Genomic DNA, 19,495 nt, shown 5'->3' on the forward strand with positions numbered 1-19,495 from the left:
ATTTAAAAAGCGGCGTTAGAGTTAGGCGTACCGCAAAGTTATCGGCCGCGTTTGCCGTGGTGTTCGGCCAGCAATTATTAGCCAGCACTAGCTTCAACAGATCGCCTGCCACCTTCGTGACACAAACGACTAAGCTCTTCGCCTAAGAGACTTTGCGCATACCAAACTTGGGTTCTTCCCCAACTAGGGAACCGCCTCCTGCACTCAGCTGCAGAGGGGCAGTCACGGCGCGATGGCATGCAACGTGACAGAAAGGAAGAGAAAAATGAATAACGCACCAGCTACTACCCGCAAGCACAAGCTCATTGAGTACGCTAACGGGCCCTCACTCGAGGAAATCAACGGTACTGTCGAGGTACCAAAGGGCAAAGGCTTCTGGAAAACATTGTTTGCTTATTCCGGGCCAGGTGCACTTGTCGCCGTGGGGTACATGGATCCCGGGAACTGGTCGACCAGTATCACCGGTGGGCAGAATTTTCAGTACCTCTTGATGTCAATTATTTTGATTTCGAGCTTAATCGCAATGCTGCTCCAGAACATGGCGGCTAAGCTGGGAATTGTCAGCCAGATGGACCTCGCACAGGCCATCCGGGCACGCACGAGCAAATCACTTGGCATCATTCTTTGGATCATGACCGAATTCGCAATTATGGCCACCGATATTGCTGAAGTTATCGGGGCCGCAATCGCGCTTTACCTCCTGTTCCACATTCCCCTGGTCATTGCCGTTTTCGTCACCGTTTTCGATGTTTTGCTATTATTGCTGCTGACGAAAATTGGCTTCCGCAAAATCGAGGCAATTGTTGTCTGCCTCATCATGGTCATCCTGCTTGTTTTCGTCTACCAAGTTGCCCTATCCAATCCCGATTGGGGCGGCGTCATCAGGGGGCTCGTTCCCTCCGCGGCCACAATCTCGGCGCACCCCAGCGTTAACGGCATGACGCCACTAAACGGTGCCCTTGGGATTATCGGGGCCACCGTCATGCCCCACAACCTGTACCTACACTCCGCAATTTCGCAGACGCGCAAAATCAACCATGACGATGAAGAGGAAGTTGCAACGGCCGTTCGCTTCTCCCAGTGGGACTCGAACATTCAATTATCCTTTGCATTTGTCGTTAACTCACTGCTCCTCATCATGGGGGTTGCCGTCTTCAAGTCCGGCGCCGTGAAGGACCCATCGTTCTTCGGCCTGTTCGACGCTTTGTCCAACACATCCATGCTCAGCAACGGTGTGCTCATCGCCGTCGCTAAATCCGGAGTTCTGTCCACTCTGTTTGCCGTTGCTCTCCTGGCATCCGGGCAAAACTCGACCATCACCGGCACGCTGACCGGGCAGGTAATCATGGAAGGTTTCATCCACATGCGGATGCCACTCTGGGCTCGGCGCCTTGTTACCCGGCTCATCTCGGTTATTCCCGTGCTGGTTTGCGTCTGGCTCACCCGCAATTTACCCGCAGTTGATGAACACGAGGCGTTAAACACACTGATGAACAACTCCCAGGTCTTCCTGGCCTTTGCGCTTCCATTTTCCATGCTGCCGCTGCTCATGCTCACTGACAGCGCGTCCGCAATGGGCAGTCGCTTCAAGAATTCACTCTGGGTCAAGGTGCTCGGCTGGATTTCGGTCATCGGGTTAACCTATCTCAATCTGCTTAACCTGCCAGATTCCTTCGCCAACTTTGTCAGTCCCGCCCACGTGGCTTTGGCCCACACCGCCGCCCACGTGGCCATTGCTCTCATCATCGCGTTACTTCTCTGGTGCATGTACGATATTTACCGCACGGGCAAGCAGGCAGCGGCGGAACTTGCCGCAAAGGAGGATTAGTCATGGCTGAAGACTTCAAGCAAATTCTGGTGGGCGTCGACGATTCCGATGACGCCATCACCGCCTTCCAGTACGCCATCCACCGCGCAAAGGCTGACGGTGCCGCACTGATTATCGTTTCCGTTTTAGAATCAGATGAAATGAATATCTACCAAGCATTAAGCAAGGATTTCGTTCACGGCGAACGCAAAGAATTGGAAGAGCACGTGAAGGGCTACGTGAATCTGGCTCAGCGCGCTGGCATCAAACAGGTGCGCGCCGTCATTGCATCTGGTGACCCCGGCGAGGAAATCGTCAAAACAGTCATCCCCAAGTACAAGCCCGATTTACTCGTCGTTGGTGCTGCGGCCAAGCACGGCATTGCCCGCCGCTTTGGCAGCCAAGCCGCGTACATGGCCAAGTACGCACCAATCTCGGTGCTGGTTGTCCGGTAGTATTTCCAGGCTAAGCAATAATTGTCGTCACTGTGTTGCTGCGTAAACCTGAACGGTAAAAGTTAGCGTTTACAGCTACTGACGTGCTACAATTTACTTAACTAAAGGAGGTACCTGCTGATGACTGATACACCAATTAAGCCCAAACCCGATTACACCAACATCCTTGTTGGGGTGGACCGCGATGACGACGCACAAAAGGCCTTCGCCTATGCTCTGCGGCGTGCGGTGCGTGACGACGCCAGACTCACAATTGTGTCGGTGCTGGAAACTAGTTCGTTCAACATTTATGAGTCCATGAGTAAGGGCCACATTGAGCGCGAACGCATGGAGTTACAGCACCAGATTAGTAGTTACGTCCAAATGGCCAAGGACGCCGGGGTTGAGCACGTTCACAGCATCATCGGTGAAGGTGATCCGGACGACGTGATTTTGGAGGACGTCATTCCGCGCGTAAAGCCCGATTTGCTCATCATCGGCGCCGAAACCAAGCAAGGATTGTCTCGGCACTTCGGTTCACACGCCAACAAGATGGCTAAGTACGCACCTATTTCCGTGATGATTGTCCGCTAAGCACGCAGGACGAAACGGAATTGGCGCAATAATCGCGTAATCAAAAAGCCCAGCACGCTTCATTCAGAAGTGCTGAGCTTTTTTTACGGCCAAATTTACCGTTCATCGCCGAACTGCAACGTGATCAGGTTGCGTCCGTCCCGTTTCGACTGGTACAGATTCCGGTCAGCGGCCTTGTAAACATCGTAGTGGGTGTAATCACTGGCCAGAATGTGCGCCTCCCCGACCGAACACGTCAACCGAATACCGTCATCAATTGCGGGGAAACGCAGGTGCGCCAGGTGCCGCTGAAACCCCATTGCCACTTTGCGCGCCGTTCCGTGGTCGAGTTCGCCCCGGACAATCACCGCAAACTCCTCACCACCCAAACTGAAGGCCGTTGCTGGCTGCTCCAATTCTTCGTGCGTCCAGATTGTTAGCTCATCGGCGACCGCGCGCAAAACGGCGTTACCAGCAAGGTGACCGTACGTATCATTGACGCGTTTGAAATAATCTAGGTCAAATTCAAAAATCGTGTAAGTGTTGCTGTGGTCAGCCTGATACCTATCAAAATCCGCCATCAGTGCGTCCGAGAACGAGCCGTAATTGAGCAGCCCTGTCAGGTCATCAATTGCCGCCCGTTCAGCAATTGCCGACGTGTGCGTCACCACGCTTGTCATCGCGTAATTGTACTCGAGCACAATGATGCCGATGATGGCAAAGCCGCCAACTTGACGCGCCCAGAACCAAACGTCCGTCGCCGTTGCCGGGGCCATTTGGTATACCATCATAATCCCGGCCACCGCAAATAGTGCTAGTGCGGTGTAGTTGAGCAGGTGATTGCGCAGCACGCGCGCAGCATTGCGATTCACGCCGAACAATATCAACACGAACGCAATGCACGCAGCCACCCCTAGCGCCGTAAATCGCTCCGCATACAGGACAAAGTAAGCGACCATGAGCACGGCTTCGAGGATTGCCTGACTGACACGCGACGTTTGCAAGTTCAAAAAGTACATCGTCAGAATAATCATGTTCAGGAAAGTCCAATGGTAACCAAACATCGACTGGTCGAAGTACGTGTTGTTGATTGATTCCAAAAACAGGTAACCCAAATAAGCAAAACTTGCCAGCAAGCTCAGCCAGTGCCGATGCTTTTCGATGAACGGATTCCCCGAGCTGTTGTTAATCCAATAAAAAAAGGAGGTCGCACCCACAGCGACGATTCCGTTCGTAATTAATGCAAGGACGAACGAAAATATAATACGGTTAATACCCATAACTTACCTGCGAGCAAATCTGCTCGTTTCCCCATAGTATTATTATTTCTACCGATATTATTCTAACAGAACCGCATGACACATAAGTGGGAATCGACTGTGGATTACGCCTAAGTAAGAAAAAACAAGGCTCATTTTTGAACCTTGCTCAGTAAAATTGGCTATTATTATATTCATTTGGGGATAACTCAGTTACACCAGCGATTGGCCGCACCATTTGTCGGCAGTGACCCACTAACCCCTGGAGCACAATCCGTCAATGTAATCGAGCACACCCTGCTTGTTGTTGTCGGCCGTAACGTGATCGGCAACTGCGAGCACGTCGGGGTCGGAATTGGCAACTGCTACCCCTTCGCCGGCATACTTCAGCATCTCGATGTCGTTGCCGCCGTTGCCGAACGTCACCATGTTCTCGGCGCTCACATCGAGCACTTCACCGAGTTCAGCGAGCCCACGCGCCTTGTGAATCCCGGGCTGAATAATGTCGATGTCCCCATGACCGCTGGAAGTTGGTTCCGCAAACCCTTTGAACCGCCGTGCGTATTCATTGATATAATTCTGCGTTTCATCACCAGGACAATGCGTCGAGAATTTCAAAATATCATCATCGATTTCGGCCGGACTGTCAATCAACTGCATCCGGTGGTAGTAGCGCTTGGTATCTTCAATATATTCCATGCTGGCCGTCCGCAAAACGTACGCGGATTTCAGCCCGCAAGCGGTCCACTCAACGGCCGGAAAATCGATTAACGTATCAATAATTCGAAACGCCGCGTCCTTAGGAAAAGCAGACTTGAAGTAGATCTGCTCGGGATCGCGCACCAGCGCCCCATTTTCGGACAAATAAATTGTATCTGGATAATCCTTGAAGAACGACCTTAGCTGAAAGTACTGATTTCCACTCGCAACCACGAAACGAAAGCCGTGACGAACCATCCGTGCATGAAGCCGGGCGAAACGCTCACGGTCGTAATCCATGTGGTCGTTTAAGAAAGTCCCGTCCATGTCGGTCGCGATGATTTTCTGTTCCTGCATTTTCCAATCCCCCACAACAATTTTGTTACCGTTTACAATATGCAATTGTAACATTAAAATGTTAATCGGTATAGGCGCGGCCCGGACTACAAGCCGCATCCCGGCGTGGGGGATAAAAAGATTTTGCCACAATGTGACCTTAAACGCCGAGCGTGCGCGGCCGCGCAGTCCGTCAAGATGATTGTTACTTCAGCTGGAAAAAGTTTTTTTCAATACAGCGACGCGGCAGTCCGGGAGCGGGTATATGCTTGAATTGGATTCGCCAAACCACGCAGAAACGCCCAGTTGCAACCGAAAGGAAGAACAATATGTACGATTTCACTAGCACCATAGACCGTCGTCAGACCAATTCCATCAAGTGGTCCGGCGCACCAACCGACCTGCCAATGTGGATTGCGGACATGGATTTCAAAGTCGCACCCGAAATCCAGGCCGCCATGCAGGACAAGGTGGCTCAGGGCATTTTCGGCTACGAGCAGCCACACACCGACTACTTCCGGGCAGTGGCCAACTGGTACGCCCGCGAACACCACGCACAGGTTGACCCCCAGTGGATGCTCTTTGCGACCGGCGTAATGCCAGCCATCGCCGCCACAATTCGCCGCGTCAGCAACGTCGGTGACAACGTGGTTGTGACCGCACCCGTCTACAACATGTTCTACAACGCCATCGAAAATAATGGCCGCCACGTTCTCAGCAGCGACCTGCTGTACGACCGCCAAACGGGCCACTACACCATCGATTTTGCCGACCTAGAGGAAAAGCTGGCTAACCCGCTGTCGACGGTCATGATTCTCTGCAACCCGCACAACCCAATTGGCCGCATTTTCACCCACGCCGAATTAACCCGCATCGCCGAGCTGTGCGAAACGTATGGCGTTACCCTTTTGAGTGACGAAATTCACGGCGACCTGCGCCTGACCGACGTGGATTACACGCCAATGTTCACGTTGCCAGAAACCCTCACCCAAAACCTCGTCGTCTTCGTTTCACCGAGCAAGACCTTCAACGTTGCCGCCATGCACGCCGCAACCGTGATTGTTCGCAATGACGGTTTGCGCAACGTCGTCAGTCGCGGCCTGAACACGGACGAGGTGGCCGAGCCCAACTTACTCGCTATTCCCGGATCCATCGCCGCCTACACCAAGGGCCACGCCTGGCTCACTGAACTGCGTCAGGAGCTGCGACGCAACTACCAGCTTGTCGCCGATTTTTGCGCCCAGCCAGAAATTTCCGTGCGGCTTGTACCTGCCGAAGCCACCTACCTGCTCTGGCTGGATGTGAGCGCACTGAGCCACGACTCGGAAAAACTGGCGGACTATTTGCACACGGAAACTGGGTTGCAGCTGTCCGCCGGTAACGCCTACCGTGGCAACGGGAACGACTTCCTGCGCATCAACATTGCCTGCCCAGAAAGCATGCTGCGCGACGGCTTAAACCGGTTGGCCACGGGTTTGGCCTCGTTTAGCACACGCCGCAGCTAGAAGATTGTCGTAATTACCTCGTAAATAAGCATCGCACCATATCCGGTAACAATTACCCCAGAGGCAATGTTCACCCACATGAGCAGATGCTGCGGTAGCCGATTTTTCAGCAGGCCGAGCACTAGGGTGATGCCGAAAAACCACAGCGCCGTGGACGTAATAACGCCCAGCAAAAATGGCAGCACCTGCCACGAAGCCAGGGTCCCACGCAAGGCCCCGAGCATTAAGCTGGTGTCGATGAGTGCCTGCGGGTTGGCAAACGCAACGACCCAGGCGCCGATGAACGCCGCCTTCATCGTTGTTTCTTCGCGGACATCACCGAGCACCGCGGTGTGCGCACTACGAATAATGCCAATACCAATCCAAATGACGATGGCACCGCCGACGCTCATCACAATTAATCGCAGTAACGTGCTCGAACTAATCAACGCGCCCATACCCAAAAAGGCCACGACGGTCAGTGTTGTGTCCGCAATCCACACGAATAGCGCGTATAGCAATGAATGCCGCAACTTATTGCCCAGCGCATTGTTAAAGACAAACAGATTTTGCATGCCAATTGACGTGACCAAGGCAATACTGATAATCATTCCATGTAAGTATGTTGCTAGCATGATGCTGAACCTCCTGATATGTAATGGCCGGGAAATGCGGTGGGCCTCCCCGCTGAAGCTTGCGGTTATCCACGATAGCCATTTGCACTCGCCGATTTATCAGCGTTAGTGCAATGGACAGCGTAGTATCCTCAGCTTCAGAACGCGGGAATGCACGCTCCTAGTCGAGTTCCGCCCCGCTGAAGCCTGCGGTTATCCACGAATCAAGCACATGGGCAAAGTGCGCCCATATGCTTGATTCGCCGATAGCCATTTGCACTCGCCGATTTATCGGCGTTAGTGCAATGGACAACGTAGTATCCTCAGCTTCAACCCGCGGGGCTGCACTCTCTGTCAAAAAAAGGCAGCCACACAAGTAATCTTCCGATGTCTCCATCGTGCTTACGATTACTTGTGTGGCTGCCTATTTGTGTGCGCCCAGCAGCGCTCACCCGTCCGGCTATTAGTATATGAATAGGTTAACTAAAAAATTGGGGGTTGGCAAGGGAGTTAGGCAAATAATTGCCAACCATAACCTTCGCGTTGCCAATATAGTTCCCATTGGGCGTGAACTATTCGTCCGTCCTTAAATCAAAATCCCAGCGCAGTGGTCCACCTCGTGCTGAATAATCTGCGCGGTAAAGTCGCTGAACTCCTGCTCATGTTCGGCAAAGTTCTGATCGAAGTAATGTACCCGAATCTGCTTGAACCGTTTTGCAGCGCGCTGGCCGTCAAGTGACAGGCAGCCCTCTTCCGTGCGATAAGGGTTCGCCTTGCTGATAATCTGCGGGTTAACCATGATGTAGGGCAGCGGACCAATCTGCACAATAATGATGTTTTTGTTTTCGCCAATCATGTTGGCCGCCATCCCCACACAGCGGTCGGCATTGGCGCGCAGGGTATCTTGCAGGTCAGTGATAATCTGCTTGTCGCCCCGCGTGGCCGGCTCGGCGGTTTTACTGAGCAGCAGCGGGTTCCGGTTAATGTCACGAATCATATTTTGCCTCACTTATCATAGATACTTACTGCCTTCGCGCACGGCTAGATGACTCAACTGCGGTTGGCTAACTAAAAAGTCCCGCACCCACATTGCGTCCGTCTTGCTGTACTGTCGAAGCGCCCACCCAATGGCTTTTTGGATGAAAAATTCGTCCGTCGCCAGGTCATATTCAATCGCGCGGGCCAGCAACTCGGTGTTCGTCTGCGCCTTGCTGCCCAGCTGCAGGGTGATTGCCACCCGCCGCATCCACATGTTCTCGTGCTCCGCAAACATCGCAAAAACCGGCTGCAGTGCGTCTGGATGTTGCAACACGTAATCCCCGAACAACGGGCGCCACGCATCAACGGAATCCCACCAGCTTTTCTGCGTGATGAACGCACTTAATTTGCGCAACGTCCCCAAATCATACTGACGCACATGGCGGCGGGCCAAATCAATGGCCGCGTACTGATACTCCCGCTCCGGCCGCGCGTACAACTCCGTCACCACCGCCAAAATTTCTTCTACAGACCAGTTGCGGCTGGCAGCAAGCAGTGGCTTGGTCTGCGCTTTGCGTTCCGGCGTTTTAAGTCCCAGAAACGGAAACTTGTTCAGCATGTACTTGGCCATCGGTGCCTGGTTGGCCGGGTTACTCCCCAGCGTAAACTCAATCTGCATCATTAATCCCCTCGTCTACTGGCCAAACTAATCCGTGGCCGGCCCCTGCTGCGCCGCCGCTTTTGCCGCTGCCACCTGCCGCGCAATTTCCGCCGCGATTAGTGGCTCCGGCTTGTATTGGGTCGCCCACGACTGCGGCTTTTGCACCTTGTGCGTGATTGGGTCGCGGTGCGCCGTGCCATCCGGAAACAGCTTGTGCATGTTGGCGTCGTGAATAATCTGGAGAATCTGTGTCGGGTCAACCCCCATCAGCACGTAACTACCAAATATCAGGTACGTGATGTCGCCAAGTGCATCGGCCTGCTGCACAATTGGCGCGTAGTCACTGGGCTTTTTCTTCAGCAACTTCTGCTTCGCCAGGGCAAGCCGGTCCTCCACTTGGGCAAAAATCGCCTCGATTTCTGCCGGTGTCTGGTGGTTGACCGTCGCCAGCTCGGTTAGCTCTTCCAAAATAAAGCCAATCCGGTCCACAACGTTATCCGCATCCAGTGCGGTCGGCGCGCTTGGCTGACGGTCGTCAAAAATTTTGTGGAAGGCGCCGGATTGTTCGTATAGATTTTGCATGACGAAACCCCATTTGGTTTTTGTCTTTAAGTATAGCCGAAAACAACAAAAAAAGGCGAACCGGCCACGGTCAAACAATCCGCATTCGGTCCGCCAATTTATATTAGTCGAGAATATCCTCTATGGCACTAGTTGCCGTTGCCACCGTCAACTTGTATTCATTCATCAATTCATCGCGCGTCTGCTTGTGGTCGAACCGGCGCTTGGCACCCAGGTTCAAAGTGCGGACGTTCGTTGGCCCAAAGTAGGCACTGACCTTTTCGCCAAAGCCACCCGCCAAGCTGTTCTCCTCGAGCGTAACAACCAGTTCATGGTTAGCAGCAAGGTGGTGCAACTCCTTGGTGTCCGTTAGCGCATCCACGCGCCGCGGATCAACCACCGTCGCGGTGATGCCGCTGTCGGCCTGCAGCTTGTCTGCAACCTGCTGGGCAAGCGGCAACATACTGCCAATTGCAAGGAGTGCAACCCGGTGCCCCGCCTGCAGTTCACGCATCTTGTTCGGGTCGTAGTCAGTGATTTCACTGCTGTCGTCAACGCCGCCACGTGGCAAGCGAATGGCAACGGGCCAGTCGTTTTGCGCGAGTGCCCAGCGCAGTGCTGCAGTCAACTCGGCCGCGTTTGCGGGCACGAGCACTGTGAAGCCAGGAATGTTAGTCAGCATCGCCAGGTCAAACGTGCTCTGGTGCGTTGGGTCCCCACCGGTAACGTGACCACCACTGTACACGATAACGGCCGGCAACTTGTTCACGCCCAGGTCATGGGACAGTTGGTCGTAAGCGCGCTGCAGGAACGTCGTGTTTTCAAAAGCAACCGGCCGTGCGCCCGCCTTGGCCAGACCGGCCGCAAACGTAATGGACTGCTGCTCCGCGATGCCGACGTCGTGGTAGCGGTCCGGGTGCTTAGCCGCAAACTTTTTCAGGTGGAAGCCGCCCGGAATCGCTGCAGTGATGGCCTCGATTGGCACGCCCGCCGCAATTTGGGCATCGAGCTCATCAAGCACCACGTCCGCGTAGGTCCGGCCAGCACTTGGCGCTAGCGCCGCCCCAGTTTGCACATCAAAGGGACTGTGCCAGTGAAACGCCTCTTCGTTAGCCAGAGCTGGTGCGTACCCGAGGCCCTTAATCGTGTGCACGTGAACCACGATTGGGTGGTCAATGTCGTGCACCTGAGTGAAGGCGGCCAGCAGCGTTGGAATATCGTTGCCACCCTCAACGTACATGTAATCCAGTCCGAGTGACTTGAACAGATTATTCGGGGACTTGCCATTTGTCGCGCGCAGTTGTGCCAGACCCTTGTACAAACCACCATGGTCTTCGGCGATACTCATTTCGTTATCGTTAACCACGATGATGAGGTTGGAGTGCAGCGTGGCCGCGTTGCTGAGTGCCTCGTACGCCAGACCGCCACTGAGCGCCCCGTCACCGATGACGGCAATCACGTTCTCGTGGTCGCCGCGGTGGTCACGCGCAACCGCCATCCCGTCGGCCAGGCCAATGGATGTCGAGGTGTGGCCAATGTTGAAGTAGTCGTGCGGGCTTTCCTGCGGGTCGGTGTAGGGACCAACGTCGTGGAAATGGTCTGGGCTGAGCCAAGCCGCCTTGCGCCCCGTGAGAATTTTGTGCGTGTATGCCTGGTGCGACACGTCCCAAATAATGTGGTCAACCGGTGAGTTGAAGACGGTGTGGAGCGCAATCGTCAGTTCAACCACCCCGAGGTTAGGACCAACATGCCCACCGGTTTGGCTGAGCTTGTTGATGAGCAGCGGCCGAATCTCATTGGCCAATTCCGTTAATTCGTCGGCGCTCAACTTGTTGAGGTCTGCCGGGCCGTTCACGCGGTCCAAAATCTTTGTATTCATTTTTGTTTCCCCCTAACATTCTGCAGGCACGCAATTGCCGCGTACCTGAGGATGATGTGTGAATTTTGCTTTCCAAATGTAAGTATACGCCGAATATGCGCCACCGACCGTTGCAAAACTGTCAATCTGTCCCGTAATACAGCACCAAAAAATCCCGCCTGCAATCGGCAACCAGGTAAATAATTTGACTTCACCAGGAATCTGACTACAATGAATGTTTGTTAGCTTGCTAACAATATTAACAAGCAGGGGGCAACGCCATGGCGCAAATTTATGGCCGCAAGCTTAATCAAACCGCACACGAAATGAACCGGGCAATCGACACGTTCGCCCACACACTCGGCACAACGGGTGTCCAGTTATCCATCCTTGATTTCGTTGCAACAACGACGAGTGCACCAATTCAGCGCGACGTCGAGCGCGAATTCAACATTCAGCGGCCCACCGCAACCGTTCTGCTGCAGCGCATGGTCCGCGACGGGTTAATTGTGCGCACCCCATCAGCCGACGACGCGCGGCAAAAACTGATTGAACTAACGCCACGCGGCCGCGAACTTGCTGCACACGCGGCGAAGTTCATTGGCAAGCAGCAAGCCGCAGTCACGAACCATTTTTCGACGGCTGAACTAGCAACCTTTGAGAACGTGCTGGAATACTTCAAGGGCCTGCAATAATTTACGCACGCGATCATGCGTATCGTTCCACCAAGACAATGCCAAATAGTTTCGAGGTAATAGATTGGATACAACTAAAATTCCCGGGCGCGTTTACGGCGCCATTTTGGCCACTGGACTCATGTCCTTTTGCGGGGTCATCGTTGAAACGGCGATGAATATCACGTTCCCAACACTCATGCGTGAGTTCAACATCACCACGAGCACTGTCCAGTGGATGACCACCATCTACATGCTGGTGGTGGCCAGCATCGTCCCACTTTCCGCATTTTTGAAGCGGCGATTCAAAACGCGCAGCCTGTTTCTCTGCGCCAACTTGCTGTTCATCGCCGGCCTACTACTCGACCTGCTGGCACCCATCTTCCCCATAATGCTCCTTGGGCGGTTGGTGCAGGGTCTTGGTACCGGGATTGCCCTGCCGTTGATGTTCAACATCATCCTCGAGCAGGTTCCCGCCAGCAAAATCGGGGTCATGATGGGGATTGGGACCTTGATTACCGCGATTGCGCCCGCCATTGGTCCAACATTCGGCGGGCTTGTCGTCACCAACATGAGCTGGCGTTATATCTTTGTCTTCCTCCTGCCGCTGATGGTGCTCTCGTTCATCCTCGGAGTAACCTGCATCCAGCAAAAAGCACCGACCGAACACGTTCCTGCTGACCCACTCAGCATCATCTTGATTATTGTCGCCTTTGTTGGGCTGATTTATGGCAGCAGCAATATTGCGAGCGCCAGTTTCATTAGTTGGCCGGTCCTGGTGCCGCTCATCATTGGGGCCTGCGCCCTAGTTTTGTTTGGCCGGCGTCAGCTGCGCGTTCATAGCCCCATAATTGACATCCGCGTGCTCGCCAATGCGCGCTTTAGCGGCCACGTCCTGGCGTTTTTTCTCATCCAAATGACCACGCTCGGGATGTCGTTCATCCTGCCTAATTACGTGCAGCTGGTTAACGGTCAAACTGCCCTCACCGCCGGCCTGCTTGTCCTGCCCGGTGCTGCTTTGGGGGCACTCTGCGCGCCATTTTCCGGGCGCATCCTCGACCGGTTCGGTGCACGAATCCCCATCGTCACGGGGGGTATCCTTGCGACAATCGCGCTGTTCATCTACGTCGGCCTAGGCAAATACATCAGCGATTTGCTCATTACACTCGTCTACGTGTTGTACATGCTCGGCATCGGGATTAGCTTCGGGAACATCATGACGAACGCCTTGCAGCAGCTTGACGTCCAGCACCAAACCACCGGTAACGCGATTCTCAACACGATTCAGCAATTCGCCGGCGCACTTGGCACCGCCCTGACCAGTACCGTCATCGCTTCCGGGCAGGCTGGCCGGAGCAGTGCAATCGGCACCGCATTCGGGGCGCACCACGCATTTTTCATGTTGGCGCTCATTTACGCCTGCGCGCTCTTAACGATTTTGCTGATTACCCGCAAAACTAAAAACGCCGATTGACAAAAAGGCAACAGATACGTGGCAAATGCCACATGTCTGTTGCCTTTTTACTTAGCTTAGTTATGCCGTTAACCGCGACAGCTTCACTAATCATTTAACCTCGGTAATTTCACCTAGCGTTTGTCCATCCGCATTCACCAGCTGCAGCCAGCTATTCGTGTCCCCGTAGTACAGGAACAGGCCGACCTCGTTCACGCTACGCAGCGTCACGGGCTTAACCGTCACGAAATTATCGATGGCATCGCTGTGATCATCGCGCAGCTTATCGCCGTACTTCATCCCGTAACTGGGGCTGCCGTCCTTGTTCATCGCTGGGTCCTGCCGCAGCTGTGCTCCGGGGGCGATTTCCATTTCCTTTGCCTTCCGCCAGAAAACCGTGGCCTTGGCGCCAGCAAATTCAACCGTGAACGGTACGTCGGCCAATTTGCGGTCGAAGCGGTGCCGCGCCTTTGCGGGCCGCTTCTTGGCTGGCGCTGCCTCCTGCTTTGTCAGCTTGTAGCCGAGCACGTTGAGCACCGCGACAACGTGGTCGTAAGTTGCACTCACGCCGCTGATTACGCCCTTAGGAATACGCGCGTCGTCAAGTTCGATGCCGCTCATCGCCGCCTCGAACATACGCGCAAGGTACTCTGGTTCAACATCCCAGTTCAGTTGTAAGTCGAGCACCTGATCGGCGATTTCGGGCACCGCATTGACCCCAACCAAGTGGTGGTCGGCCATGGCCAGTTGCACCGGAGCCGGCTTAACGGATGTGGGGCTGCTGATTTCGATTGTGCCCCAATCATCGGGCAGGGTGACAGTGGTCAGTTCCTTGTTACTGTCGACATCAATGGTAATGCGCATGGTTTTTCCTCCATTATGTGGGAACGGGTTGGACCGCTCGGCGGTCGTAGTTGCCGGTTGCATCTTTGCGCCGGACGCGTTGCATTTTGCCCTAAGTATACTACATTCGGTGCATCCCAATGCTCCGCAGCAGCCGGGAACGTAACCGCTACCACGATGGCCAGCGCCGCGTTATACTGGAACTATCAACTTTTGGCGGTGACCGCATGTCTGAAACAGAAAACATTCAATTTATTTTGCAGCAAAACGCCAAACCGGAATATTTTTCCGCTTACGCCTCCAGCACGACGGCGGGCATGCGCGCGTGGCTGGCTGATCCCGAGGTGCGGGTGATTGAGCGGCCAAACAGCATCACGGTGATTGACGAATACAACGTTGGCCCCCGTAAGCTCGCCGAAATCTCGGGGCCGTACCCAGCAGTGCCTAACGCAACGCCGGTGCTTCTTGACCGCGAATTAACGGCAATTTTGCAACAGCTGCCGCCAGATGCCATGCCGCAATTCTTCATTGATCAATCCAACTTGCTCCACCCGCTGCTGGAAATGCGCGGTTTCACGTGCCGCCCGCAGCATATTTGGCAAATGACGCCACTACCGCTCGCCGGTTATCCCGTTCACGTGTTCACGACCGTGCCGCCCCGAACAATTGCCAACCAAGTTGAGGCGCTGCACGCCAAGCACTTCGCCTCCCGCGACATCACCGACGAGACCAGTCCGGAGCAACCCCTCTTCGTCTGCCTTGAGGGCCGCACCGTCGTTGGGTACGCTCAGGGCGGGCTCGACGACGATCACCTCGGTCACCTGCTGTTTGTCGCGGTGGCCGCAAGCTATCAGCGCCGCGGTATCGCCCGGTCACTGATGGCAACTTTGTACGCCTACCTCAACGACTTTGGCGCCACCCGCATCGAACTCGTGCAGGCCGCAAGTGCGGCGGCGGCCGGCAAGACCTACGCCGCGTGCGGATTCACCCACGTGCGGGCCTTGGTTAGCCTGCAAAATAAGGCGTAATCCGCCGGCGATGGATTGTCACTAAACCGCAAATAAAAAGCTCTGGCCAGTGCATTCACGGGTCAGAGCTTATTTTATTTGTTCACGTACGCGTCAACTTCTTGCAGGTAACCGTGTGCCGCCGCGTATGCCGCCAGTACCGGCCGGTTATGCGTGTAGCCCACTCCGGCAAGCAGCTGGTCTTGATACAAATCGTAGTACGGCAAGCCGCGCCGCTTAGCAAGAGCCAGCTCGGCATTCTTGTCGTACTCGACCTTGCGCAGATCCACGCTACTGATGCGCGCGTCACTCACGGTGAGGAGCGCGTACATCGCGCGCAGGTCGTGTTGCACCTTCCCGGGATTGGCAAACGCCATCCCCACCGTCCCCGGGTTCACAATCAGCTGACCGCCGCTGCCATAGCGCACCAGTTGCCGGTGCGTGTGCCCGTACAGCGCCACGTCAACGCCCGGCTCCAGCAGCTGGTCGAAGTTCGCCTGGCTTTCAGTTGGAATAAGTTCCTGTCCGTAATTCTTAAAGGGCAAATTATGCGACAGCCGAAACGTCAGTCCACCAACCTCGTGCGTCACGGTCAGCGGCAGTTGCGCTAGTTTCGCGTACGTGGCCGCATCCAGAAACTGGTCCTGATACATTGCCTGACGGGTAAAATAGAGCCGCTGCGGGTCGGTCACGTCCAGAATTTTCTGGTGACCACCAACCAGCAGGTCTTCCCAATTCCCGCGCGGCCAGGAGGTGATGCCCAGCTGGCCGAGCACCTCCAGAATCTCGTGACTACCCGGCCCCGGTAGCAACACGTCCCCGAGAAACCAAAAATCACTGGCATGGTGCCGGTGCGCGTCGGCAAGCACCGCGCGCAGGGCAGTGTAGTTGCCGTGCACGTCAGCAAAGACGGCGATTTTGCGCACCGCCTGCGCATCCTTATTCAGCTCTGGCATGCACATTCCCCCTTAACGCTGTCGCAGTCGCTTAATCACCGCAACAATAATCATCATGGTGACAACCGCGATTCCATAATTGACTGCATCCATGGCCGCATCTCCCAATTCAGTTGAAAAGTTCCCGCTCAGCAGCGGTCAATTTGCCGGCACTAGCCGCCGTTACGTTCCACGCGCGCTTAAGCCACTGGCCGTCCTGATACTCGAGCACCGTCACGCTGGCGTTATCCACCTGACCGGAATCACGCGCGTTATCGAGCGGCACCCCGGTTAGCACGTTGGCCAAGACCGTCGTCACAATCCCGTGACTGACAACCATCGCCTTCCCGTCTGGCGCCACACTTTTGGCCGCGTCTTCCATGGCCGCCCCGGCACGCTGCACCAGCGACTGGTAACTTTCTGCGTGCACCGCCTGGTAATCCCATTCGAGCAGGTGGTGGCGGTAGTTGATGAACTGCTGGTCGGTGGCCAAATCACCAAGCGGCTGGCCGTCCCAATCACCAAGAGCGAGCTCGCGCAGCCGCGGGTCAATCGTGAACGCCTTGTCCGGGCCGGCCACAATCTGTTCCGTGGTGACTGCGCGGGGCAATGGTGAAACGAAGATGCGCTTGAAGTGCACGCGCCCGAGCAAATCGTGCAGCTCCCGTGCGCCGGTAACGCCAGCCGCGGTGAGCGGACTGTCCACACCGCCGCCGTTAAAGCGCCCCTCCGCGTTAATCTCGGTTTCACCATGCCGCACCAAATACAATAGTGTCAAAATCAGTCCAACCTTCCTACTGCAAATCCACCTGGTCGTTTATCCGCCGCAGCAACCGTAACATCAGCTGCTTCTCCTCGCCAGAAAGTGGCGCCGTGACCCGCTTTTCTAGGTCGATAAAGACACTGCGCACCTTTTGCACCAGCACCTGTCCGTCCGGCAGCAAGTACAACTGCTTGAGCCGCTCGTTTTCTGCCGGCACCTTACGTTCGACCAGCTTCTTGGTCTCGAGCGCCTTCAAAATATTGGTGGTAGTTGCTTCCTGCTTGCTCAAATACCGCGACAGCTCTTTTTGAATTGCCGCCGGGTGCTGCGCAATAAAATTGAGCGTGCGTGCCTGCAAAATATTGATACCAAACTGCTTCAATTCGCGTTGAATAAAGCTCTGTTCCTCACGTGTTAGACGAAAAATCTGTTCCACTAACTCGTTGTCGGCCCCTAAATCCATGTTGCCACTCCCCTATCCAGTTGCTTAAACTACACTTTCAAGCATAATCTTACACCTACCCTAATATTATCCCAGCGGCAAAACAAACACCACCCGGAAAAATCCGGGTGGTGCAAGTAACAATATCAGCAAAATGGCTTCATTAAACCTAAATCAGTGGGTACACAGCGCCGATTAAGCCGGCATTGTTGCGCAACTTGGCCGGTGCAACCTTGCCCAACACGCGCTTTTCAATTCGGTGCAGGCTCTCGTGGCGCTGCATGAATTCCGCCAGCCTGGTCTGCAGGTCAATCATGAACTGCTGGTTGGCGCTAATTCCGCCGCCAATGAGAATTAATTCGGGGTCATAATTTGCGTACGTGTTTAAGATCATCACGGCAACGTCGTCCAGGAACTGGCTGTATATTGGCAAAGCCACCTGCGCATCCTTAGTCGCCTCGTCGATAATGACCCGCGCGTCCGTGATTTCGGGGAGGTACGGCCGCGCCTGCTTGAGCGACAAATTATACCGCCGCACCAGCCCCATCACTGTCGCCGCGTTGAAGTTCAGGGACAAATCTTCCAGCGGTACCGTGCGGTCGACGTTGTGCGTGACGTTCCAGCCAAATTCACCGGCCATCCCGTGGGCGCCGCGGTACACCTTGCCGTTAATGACGATGCCGCCGCCAATGCCGGTGCCCAAAACGATGCAGACATAATCATCGACACCCTGCGCTGCTCCGAGCCACCGCTCCGCAATCGCGGCTGCATTTGCATCGTTTTCCACGTGCACAGGCAAGTGGGTTGCTGCCCGCAGCGTTGCGCCCAGCGGGAATTCGTAAAATTCGGGCAGGGCGCCGCCGGTAATCATGTAGCCGTCCCGGTCCACAATCCCGGGCACGGACACCCCAATTCCACCGATGTCGTATTGCTGCCGGTAATCGGCAACGACTTTTTCCAAATTGGCCACATTCGTCGCCCGGTCCTGGGCAGTAGCCACGCTGGCGTGTTCAGCAATCTGCCCGTCAGCAGTAACCACGCCGTACTTAATGCTCGTACCACCAATATCAAAAGCCACGTATGCTTTCATCTTTCCACCTCATTTAATCACGCAAGAGGGGGCGCAATTGCCCCTTGCGCCCCCTCTTATCGTTTGTTGTTATTGAACTATTTACTGATTAAGCACGTTTTGCATCCGTGGGTGCTTGCCGTGGGTGAACGGAGTTAATTGAATTGCGAAATCCGATGAACAATCCCCAAACGCTTGCCGCCACTAGGGCAACACTACCCGCAATCAGCAATGCACGGACCGGCCAGCTGCCAAGCAAACCGCCGGCGTGGCCCCATGCTGCCTGAGCGGTGAAGAGCATGAGACCCGCGAACAGACCCAATCCGCCCTTCCACTCTTGCTTCGCGCCATAATCAAGCATATACACGTGGAATTGATCCACCGCGTCCGGATTCGACTGCAATTTCGGCTGCTGCTTCCCCCTCATGTACAGGACGTTGTAATAGAGTTCCCGCGAGAGCTGCATCGTCACAACCTGATCAGCCGCATTCGCCGCGTCGTACCGTTCCTTGGTGAATCGCAAGTACGCATGATATGGTTTACCATCACGATCAACGTGGGCGGCGAACTTGTACCGCGCGCCCCGAATCCGCGTCAGCACGTATCCACGCGCGGCCTGCCGCGATAGGAAAGCCTCCTCATGGTCAAGGTTGTCCCGTAAAAAATGATATCTAAGCATAAGTCGTCGCCCCTTCTTTAATTACTACTTAGCAGTTTGCAACTGTGCTAGCCGCTTGTAAAGCTCAACAATTTCTCCGGCCAAATCACGGAACGTAATCGCCGTCATTAAGTGATCTTGGGAGTGCACCGTGAGTAACCCCACGTGTGCGTGCTTCCCGTTTGCTTCATCCGTTAGCATTCCCGTCTGCGCATTGTGGGCCGCACTCAGCGCATCGTCTGCTTCCTTCAGTTTCGCATCGGCGGTGTCAAAGTCGCCATCCTTGGCAGCATAGATTGCCTCGAACGCGCTACTCTTGGCGTTCCCACCGTTCACGATTAACCCCATGATGGTTTCAAGGTTCTGTTCCTGTTCTTCAGCCATAGT

Annotated in this window: 21 protein-coding genes; 7 read left to right on the forward strand and 14 right to left on the reverse strand. The window is 54.8% G+C overall.

Translation table 11 applies throughout. The annotated features are described in order from the left end of the window. Window positions 1–265: 265 nt before the first annotated feature. From EKN00_RS03480 to EKN00_RS03490, 3 genes are all read left to right on the forward strand, one after another. Complete coding sequence (locus EKN00_RS03480; protein ID WP_127848765.1) at window positions 266–1,828, forward strand: Nramp family divalent metal transporter; 1,563 nt, start codon at window positions 266–268, stop codon at window positions 1,826–1,828. A 2-nt stretch (window positions 1,829–1,830) separates the two neighbouring features. Then, entirely contained in the window at window positions 1,831–2,262 is a 432-nt protein-coding gene (locus EKN00_RS03485; protein ID WP_127848766.1) for a universal stress protein, read from the forward strand. Between the two features lie 120 nt (window positions 2,263–2,382). Further along, window positions 2,383–2,835, forward strand: coding sequence for a universal stress protein (locus EKN00_RS03490; RefSeq protein ID WP_127848767.1), 453 nt, complete (start codon window positions 2,383–2,385; stop codon window positions 2,833–2,835). Window positions 2,836–2,930: 95 nt separating this feature from the next. Here EKN00_RS03490 and EKN00_RS03495 read toward each other — a convergent pair whose 3' ends face one another. Then, window positions 2,931–4,094, reverse strand: a complete 1,164-nt coding sequence (locus tag EKN00_RS03495; protein ID WP_127848768.1) for a GGDEF domain-containing protein — start codon at window positions 4,092–4,094, stop codon at window positions 2,931–2,933. A gap of 234 nt (window positions 4,095–4,328) precedes the next feature. Continuing rightward, window positions 4,329–5,129 (reverse strand): Cof-type HAD-IIB family hydrolase, encoded by an 801-nt coding sequence (locus tag EKN00_RS03500; RefSeq protein ID WP_127848769.1) that lies wholly within the window; start codon window positions 5,127–5,129, stop codon window positions 4,329–4,331. Window positions 5,130–5,437: 308 nt separating this feature from the next. On the opposite strand from EKN00_RS03500, the gene EKN00_RS03505 reads away from it, so the two are divergent. After that, complete coding sequence (locus EKN00_RS03505) at window positions 5,438–6,613, forward strand: MalY/PatB family protein (protein ID WP_127848770.1); 1,176 nt, start codon at window positions 5,438–5,440, stop codon at window positions 6,611–6,613. Here EKN00_RS03505 and EKN00_RS03510 read toward each other — a convergent pair. The 5 genes from EKN00_RS03510 to EKN00_RS03530 all read right to left on the reverse strand — a co-directional run bounded on the left by EKN00_RS03510 (window position 6,610) and on the right by EKN00_RS03530 (window position 11,285). After that, window positions 6,610–7,227, reverse strand: coding sequence for a LysE/ArgO family amino acid transporter (locus EKN00_RS03510; protein ID WP_127848771.1), 618 nt, complete (start codon window positions 7,225–7,227; stop codon window positions 6,610–6,612). The two genes, EKN00_RS03505 and EKN00_RS03510, sit on opposite strands and share 4 nt — an antisense overlap. Before the next feature lie 565 nt (window positions 7,228–7,792). Next, window positions 7,793–8,203, reverse strand: coding sequence for a peptide deformylase (locus tag EKN00_RS03515; RefSeq protein ID WP_127848772.1), 411 nt, complete (start codon window positions 8,201–8,203; stop codon window positions 7,793–7,795). 15 nt (window positions 8,204–8,218) lie between these two features. Further along, the gene (locus EKN00_RS03520; protein ID WP_127848773.1) at window positions 8,219–8,866 is read right to left on the reverse strand and encodes a DNA alkylation repair protein; all 648 of its coding nucleotides are present in this window, start codon (window positions 8,864–8,866) and stop codon (window positions 8,219–8,221) included. A 24-nt stretch (window positions 8,867–8,890) separates the two neighbouring features. Then, window positions 8,891–9,427, reverse strand: coding sequence for a pyrophosphohydrolase domain-containing protein (locus EKN00_RS03525; protein WP_127848774.1), 537 nt, complete (start codon window positions 9,425–9,427; stop codon window positions 8,891–8,893). A gap of 103 nt (window positions 9,428–9,530) precedes the next feature. Further along, window positions 9,531–11,285 carry a 1-deoxy-D-xylulose-5-phosphate synthase gene (locus EKN00_RS03530; RefSeq protein ID WP_127848775.1) on the reverse strand — a complete coding sequence of 585 codons (1,755 nt, stop codon included), beginning with the start codon at window positions 11,283–11,285 and terminating at the stop codon, window positions 9,531–9,533. Window positions 11,286–11,545: 260 nt separating this feature from the next. Here EKN00_RS03530 and EKN00_RS03535 point away from each other — a divergent pair, with 260 nt between their 5' ends. Together EKN00_RS03535 and EKN00_RS03540 are read left to right on the forward strand one after the other, a co-directional pair. Continuing rightward, entirely contained in the window at window positions 11,546–11,959 is a 414-nt protein-coding gene (locus EKN00_RS03535) for a MarR family winged helix-turn-helix transcriptional regulator (RefSeq protein WP_127848776.1), read from the forward strand. Window positions 11,960–12,023: 64 nt separating this feature from the next. Continuing rightward, window positions 12,024–13,412 carry a DHA2 family efflux MFS transporter permease subunit gene (locus EKN00_RS03540; protein WP_479680740.1) on the forward strand — a complete coding sequence of 463 codons (1,389 nt, stop codon included), beginning with the start codon at window positions 12,024–12,026 and terminating at the stop codon, window positions 13,410–13,412. A 90-nt stretch (window positions 13,413–13,502) separates the two neighbouring features. Here EKN00_RS03540 and EKN00_RS03545 read toward each other — a convergent pair whose 3' ends face one another. Then, entirely contained in the window at window positions 13,503–14,255 is a 753-nt protein-coding gene (locus tag EKN00_RS03545; RefSeq protein ID WP_127848777.1) for a hypothetical protein, read from the reverse strand. Window positions 14,256–14,461: 206 nt separating this feature from the next. Here EKN00_RS03545 and EKN00_RS03550 point away from each other — a divergent pair, with 206 nt between their 5' ends. Beyond that, complete coding sequence (locus EKN00_RS03550; protein WP_164848004.1) at window positions 14,462–15,262, forward strand: GNAT family N-acetyltransferase; 801 nt, start codon at window positions 14,462–14,464, stop codon at window positions 15,260–15,262. Window positions 15,263–15,336: 74 nt separating this feature from the next. Here EKN00_RS03550 and EKN00_RS03555 read toward each other — a convergent pair whose 3' ends face one another. The 6 genes from EKN00_RS03555 to EKN00_RS03580 form a co-directional block, all read right to left on the reverse strand. Continuing rightward, window positions 15,337–16,197, reverse strand: a complete 861-nt coding sequence (locus tag EKN00_RS03555) for a metallophosphoesterase family protein (protein ID WP_164848005.1) — start codon at window positions 16,195–16,197, stop codon at window positions 15,337–15,339. A 109-nt stretch (window positions 16,198–16,306) separates the two neighbouring features. Further along, a complete protein-coding gene (locus EKN00_RS03560; RefSeq protein ID WP_164848006.1) occupies window positions 16,307–16,954 on the reverse strand; it encodes a histidine phosphatase family protein in 648 nt (215 codons plus the stop codon). Between the two features lie 16 nt (window positions 16,955–16,970). Continuing rightward, on the reverse strand, window positions 16,971–17,402 hold the full coding sequence (locus EKN00_RS03565) for a MarR family winged helix-turn-helix transcriptional regulator (protein WP_127848781.1): 432 nt from the start codon (window positions 17,400–17,402) through the stop codon (window positions 16,971–16,973). 148 nt (window positions 17,403–17,550) lie between these two features. Further along, window positions 17,551–18,471 carry an ROK family protein gene (locus EKN00_RS03570; RefSeq protein WP_127848782.1) on the reverse strand — a complete coding sequence of 307 codons (921 nt, stop codon included), beginning with the start codon at window positions 18,469–18,471 and terminating at the stop codon, window positions 17,551–17,553. 88 nt (window positions 18,472–18,559) lie between these two features. Beyond that, window positions 18,560–19,129, reverse strand: a complete 570-nt coding sequence (locus tag EKN00_RS03575) for a hypothetical protein (RefSeq protein ID WP_127848783.1) — start codon at window positions 19,127–19,129, stop codon at window positions 18,560–18,562. A gap of 24 nt (window positions 19,130–19,153) precedes the next feature. Continuing rightward, window positions 19,154–19,492, reverse strand: coding sequence for a PTS lactose/cellobiose transporter subunit IIA (locus EKN00_RS03580; RefSeq protein ID WP_127848784.1), 339 nt, complete (start codon window positions 19,490–19,492; stop codon window positions 19,154–19,156). Between the last annotated feature and the right edge of the window lie 3 nt (window positions 19,493–19,495).

It is taken from the genome of Lacticaseibacillus hulanensis, from assembly GCF_004010095.1.
Lineage (GTDB): Bacteria > Bacillota > Bacilli > Lactobacillales > Lactobacillaceae > Lacticaseibacillus > Lacticaseibacillus hulanensis.

What these genes read in the sequence shown, in the direction of transcription:
- EKN00_RS03485 (WP_127848766.1), top strand. Translation starts at nt 1,831, where the DNA reads ATGGCTGAAGACTTCAAGCAAATTCTGGTGGGCGTCGACGATTCCGAT.
- EKN00_RS03535 (WP_127848776.1), top strand. Translation starts at nt 11,546, where the DNA reads ATGGCGCAAATTTATGGCCGCAAGCTTAATCAAACCGCACACGAAATG.
- EKN00_RS03570 (WP_127848782.1), bottom strand. Translation starts at nt 18,471, where the DNA reads ATGAAAGCATACGTGGCTTTTGATATTGGTGGTACGAGCATTAAGTAC.
- EKN00_RS03520 (WP_127848773.1), bottom strand. Translation starts at nt 8,866, where the DNA reads ATGATGCAGATTGAGTTTACGCTGGGGAGTAACCCGGCCAACCAGGCA.
- EKN00_RS03490 (WP_127848767.1), top strand. Translation starts at nt 2,383, where the DNA reads ATGACTGATACACCAATTAAGCCCAAACCCGATTACACCAACATCCTT.
- EKN00_RS03575 (WP_127848783.1), bottom strand. Translation starts at nt 19,129, where the DNA reads ATGCTTAGATATCATTTTTTACGGGACAACCTTGACCATGAGGAGGCT.
- EKN00_RS03480 (WP_127848765.1), top strand. Translation starts at nt 266, where the DNA reads ATGAATAACGCACCAGCTACTACCCGCAAGCACAAGCTCATTGAGTAC.
- EKN00_RS03530 (WP_127848775.1), bottom strand. Translation starts at nt 11,285, where the DNA reads ATGAATACAAAGATTTTGGACCGCGTGAACGGCCCGGCAGACCTCAAC.
- EKN00_RS03555 (WP_164848005.1), bottom strand. Translation starts at nt 16,197, where the DNA reads ATGCCAGAGCTGAATAAGGATGCGCAGGCGGTGCGCAAAATCGCCGTC.
- EKN00_RS03525 (WP_127848774.1), bottom strand. Translation starts at nt 9,427, where the DNA reads ATGCAAAATCTATACGAACAATCCGGCGCCTTCCACAAAATTTTTGAC.
- EKN00_RS03545 (WP_127848777.1), bottom strand. Translation starts at nt 14,255, where the DNA reads ATGCGCATTACCATTGATGTCGACAGTAACAAGGAACTGACCACTGTC.
- EKN00_RS03505 (WP_127848770.1), top strand. Translation starts at nt 5,438, where the DNA reads ATGTACGATTTCACTAGCACCATAGACCGTCGTCAGACCAATTCCATC.
- EKN00_RS03565 (WP_127848781.1), bottom strand. Translation starts at nt 17,402, where the DNA reads ATGGATTTAGGGGCCGACAACGAGTTAGTGGAACAGATTTTTCGTCTA.
- EKN00_RS03550 (WP_164848004.1), top strand. Translation starts at nt 14,462, where the DNA reads ATGTCTGAAACAGAAAACATTCAATTTATTTTGCAGCAAAACGCCAAA.
- EKN00_RS03495 (WP_127848768.1), bottom strand. Translation starts at nt 4,094, where the DNA reads ATGGGTATTAACCGTATTATATTTTCGTTCGTCCTTGCATTAATTACG.
- EKN00_RS03500 (WP_127848769.1), bottom strand. Translation starts at nt 5,129, where the DNA reads ATGCAGGAACAGAAAATCATCGCGACCGACATGGACGGGACTTTCTTA.
- EKN00_RS03580 (WP_127848784.1), bottom strand. Translation starts at nt 19,492, where the DNA reads ATGGCTGAAGAACAGGAACAGAACCTTGAAACCATCATGGGGTTAATC.
- EKN00_RS03515 (WP_127848772.1), bottom strand. Translation starts at nt 8,203, where the DNA reads ATGATTCGTGACATTAACCGGAACCCGCTGCTGCTCAGTAAAACCGCC.
- EKN00_RS03510 (WP_127848771.1), bottom strand. Translation starts at nt 7,227, where the DNA reads ATGCTAGCAACATACTTACATGGAATGATTATCAGTATTGCCTTGGTC.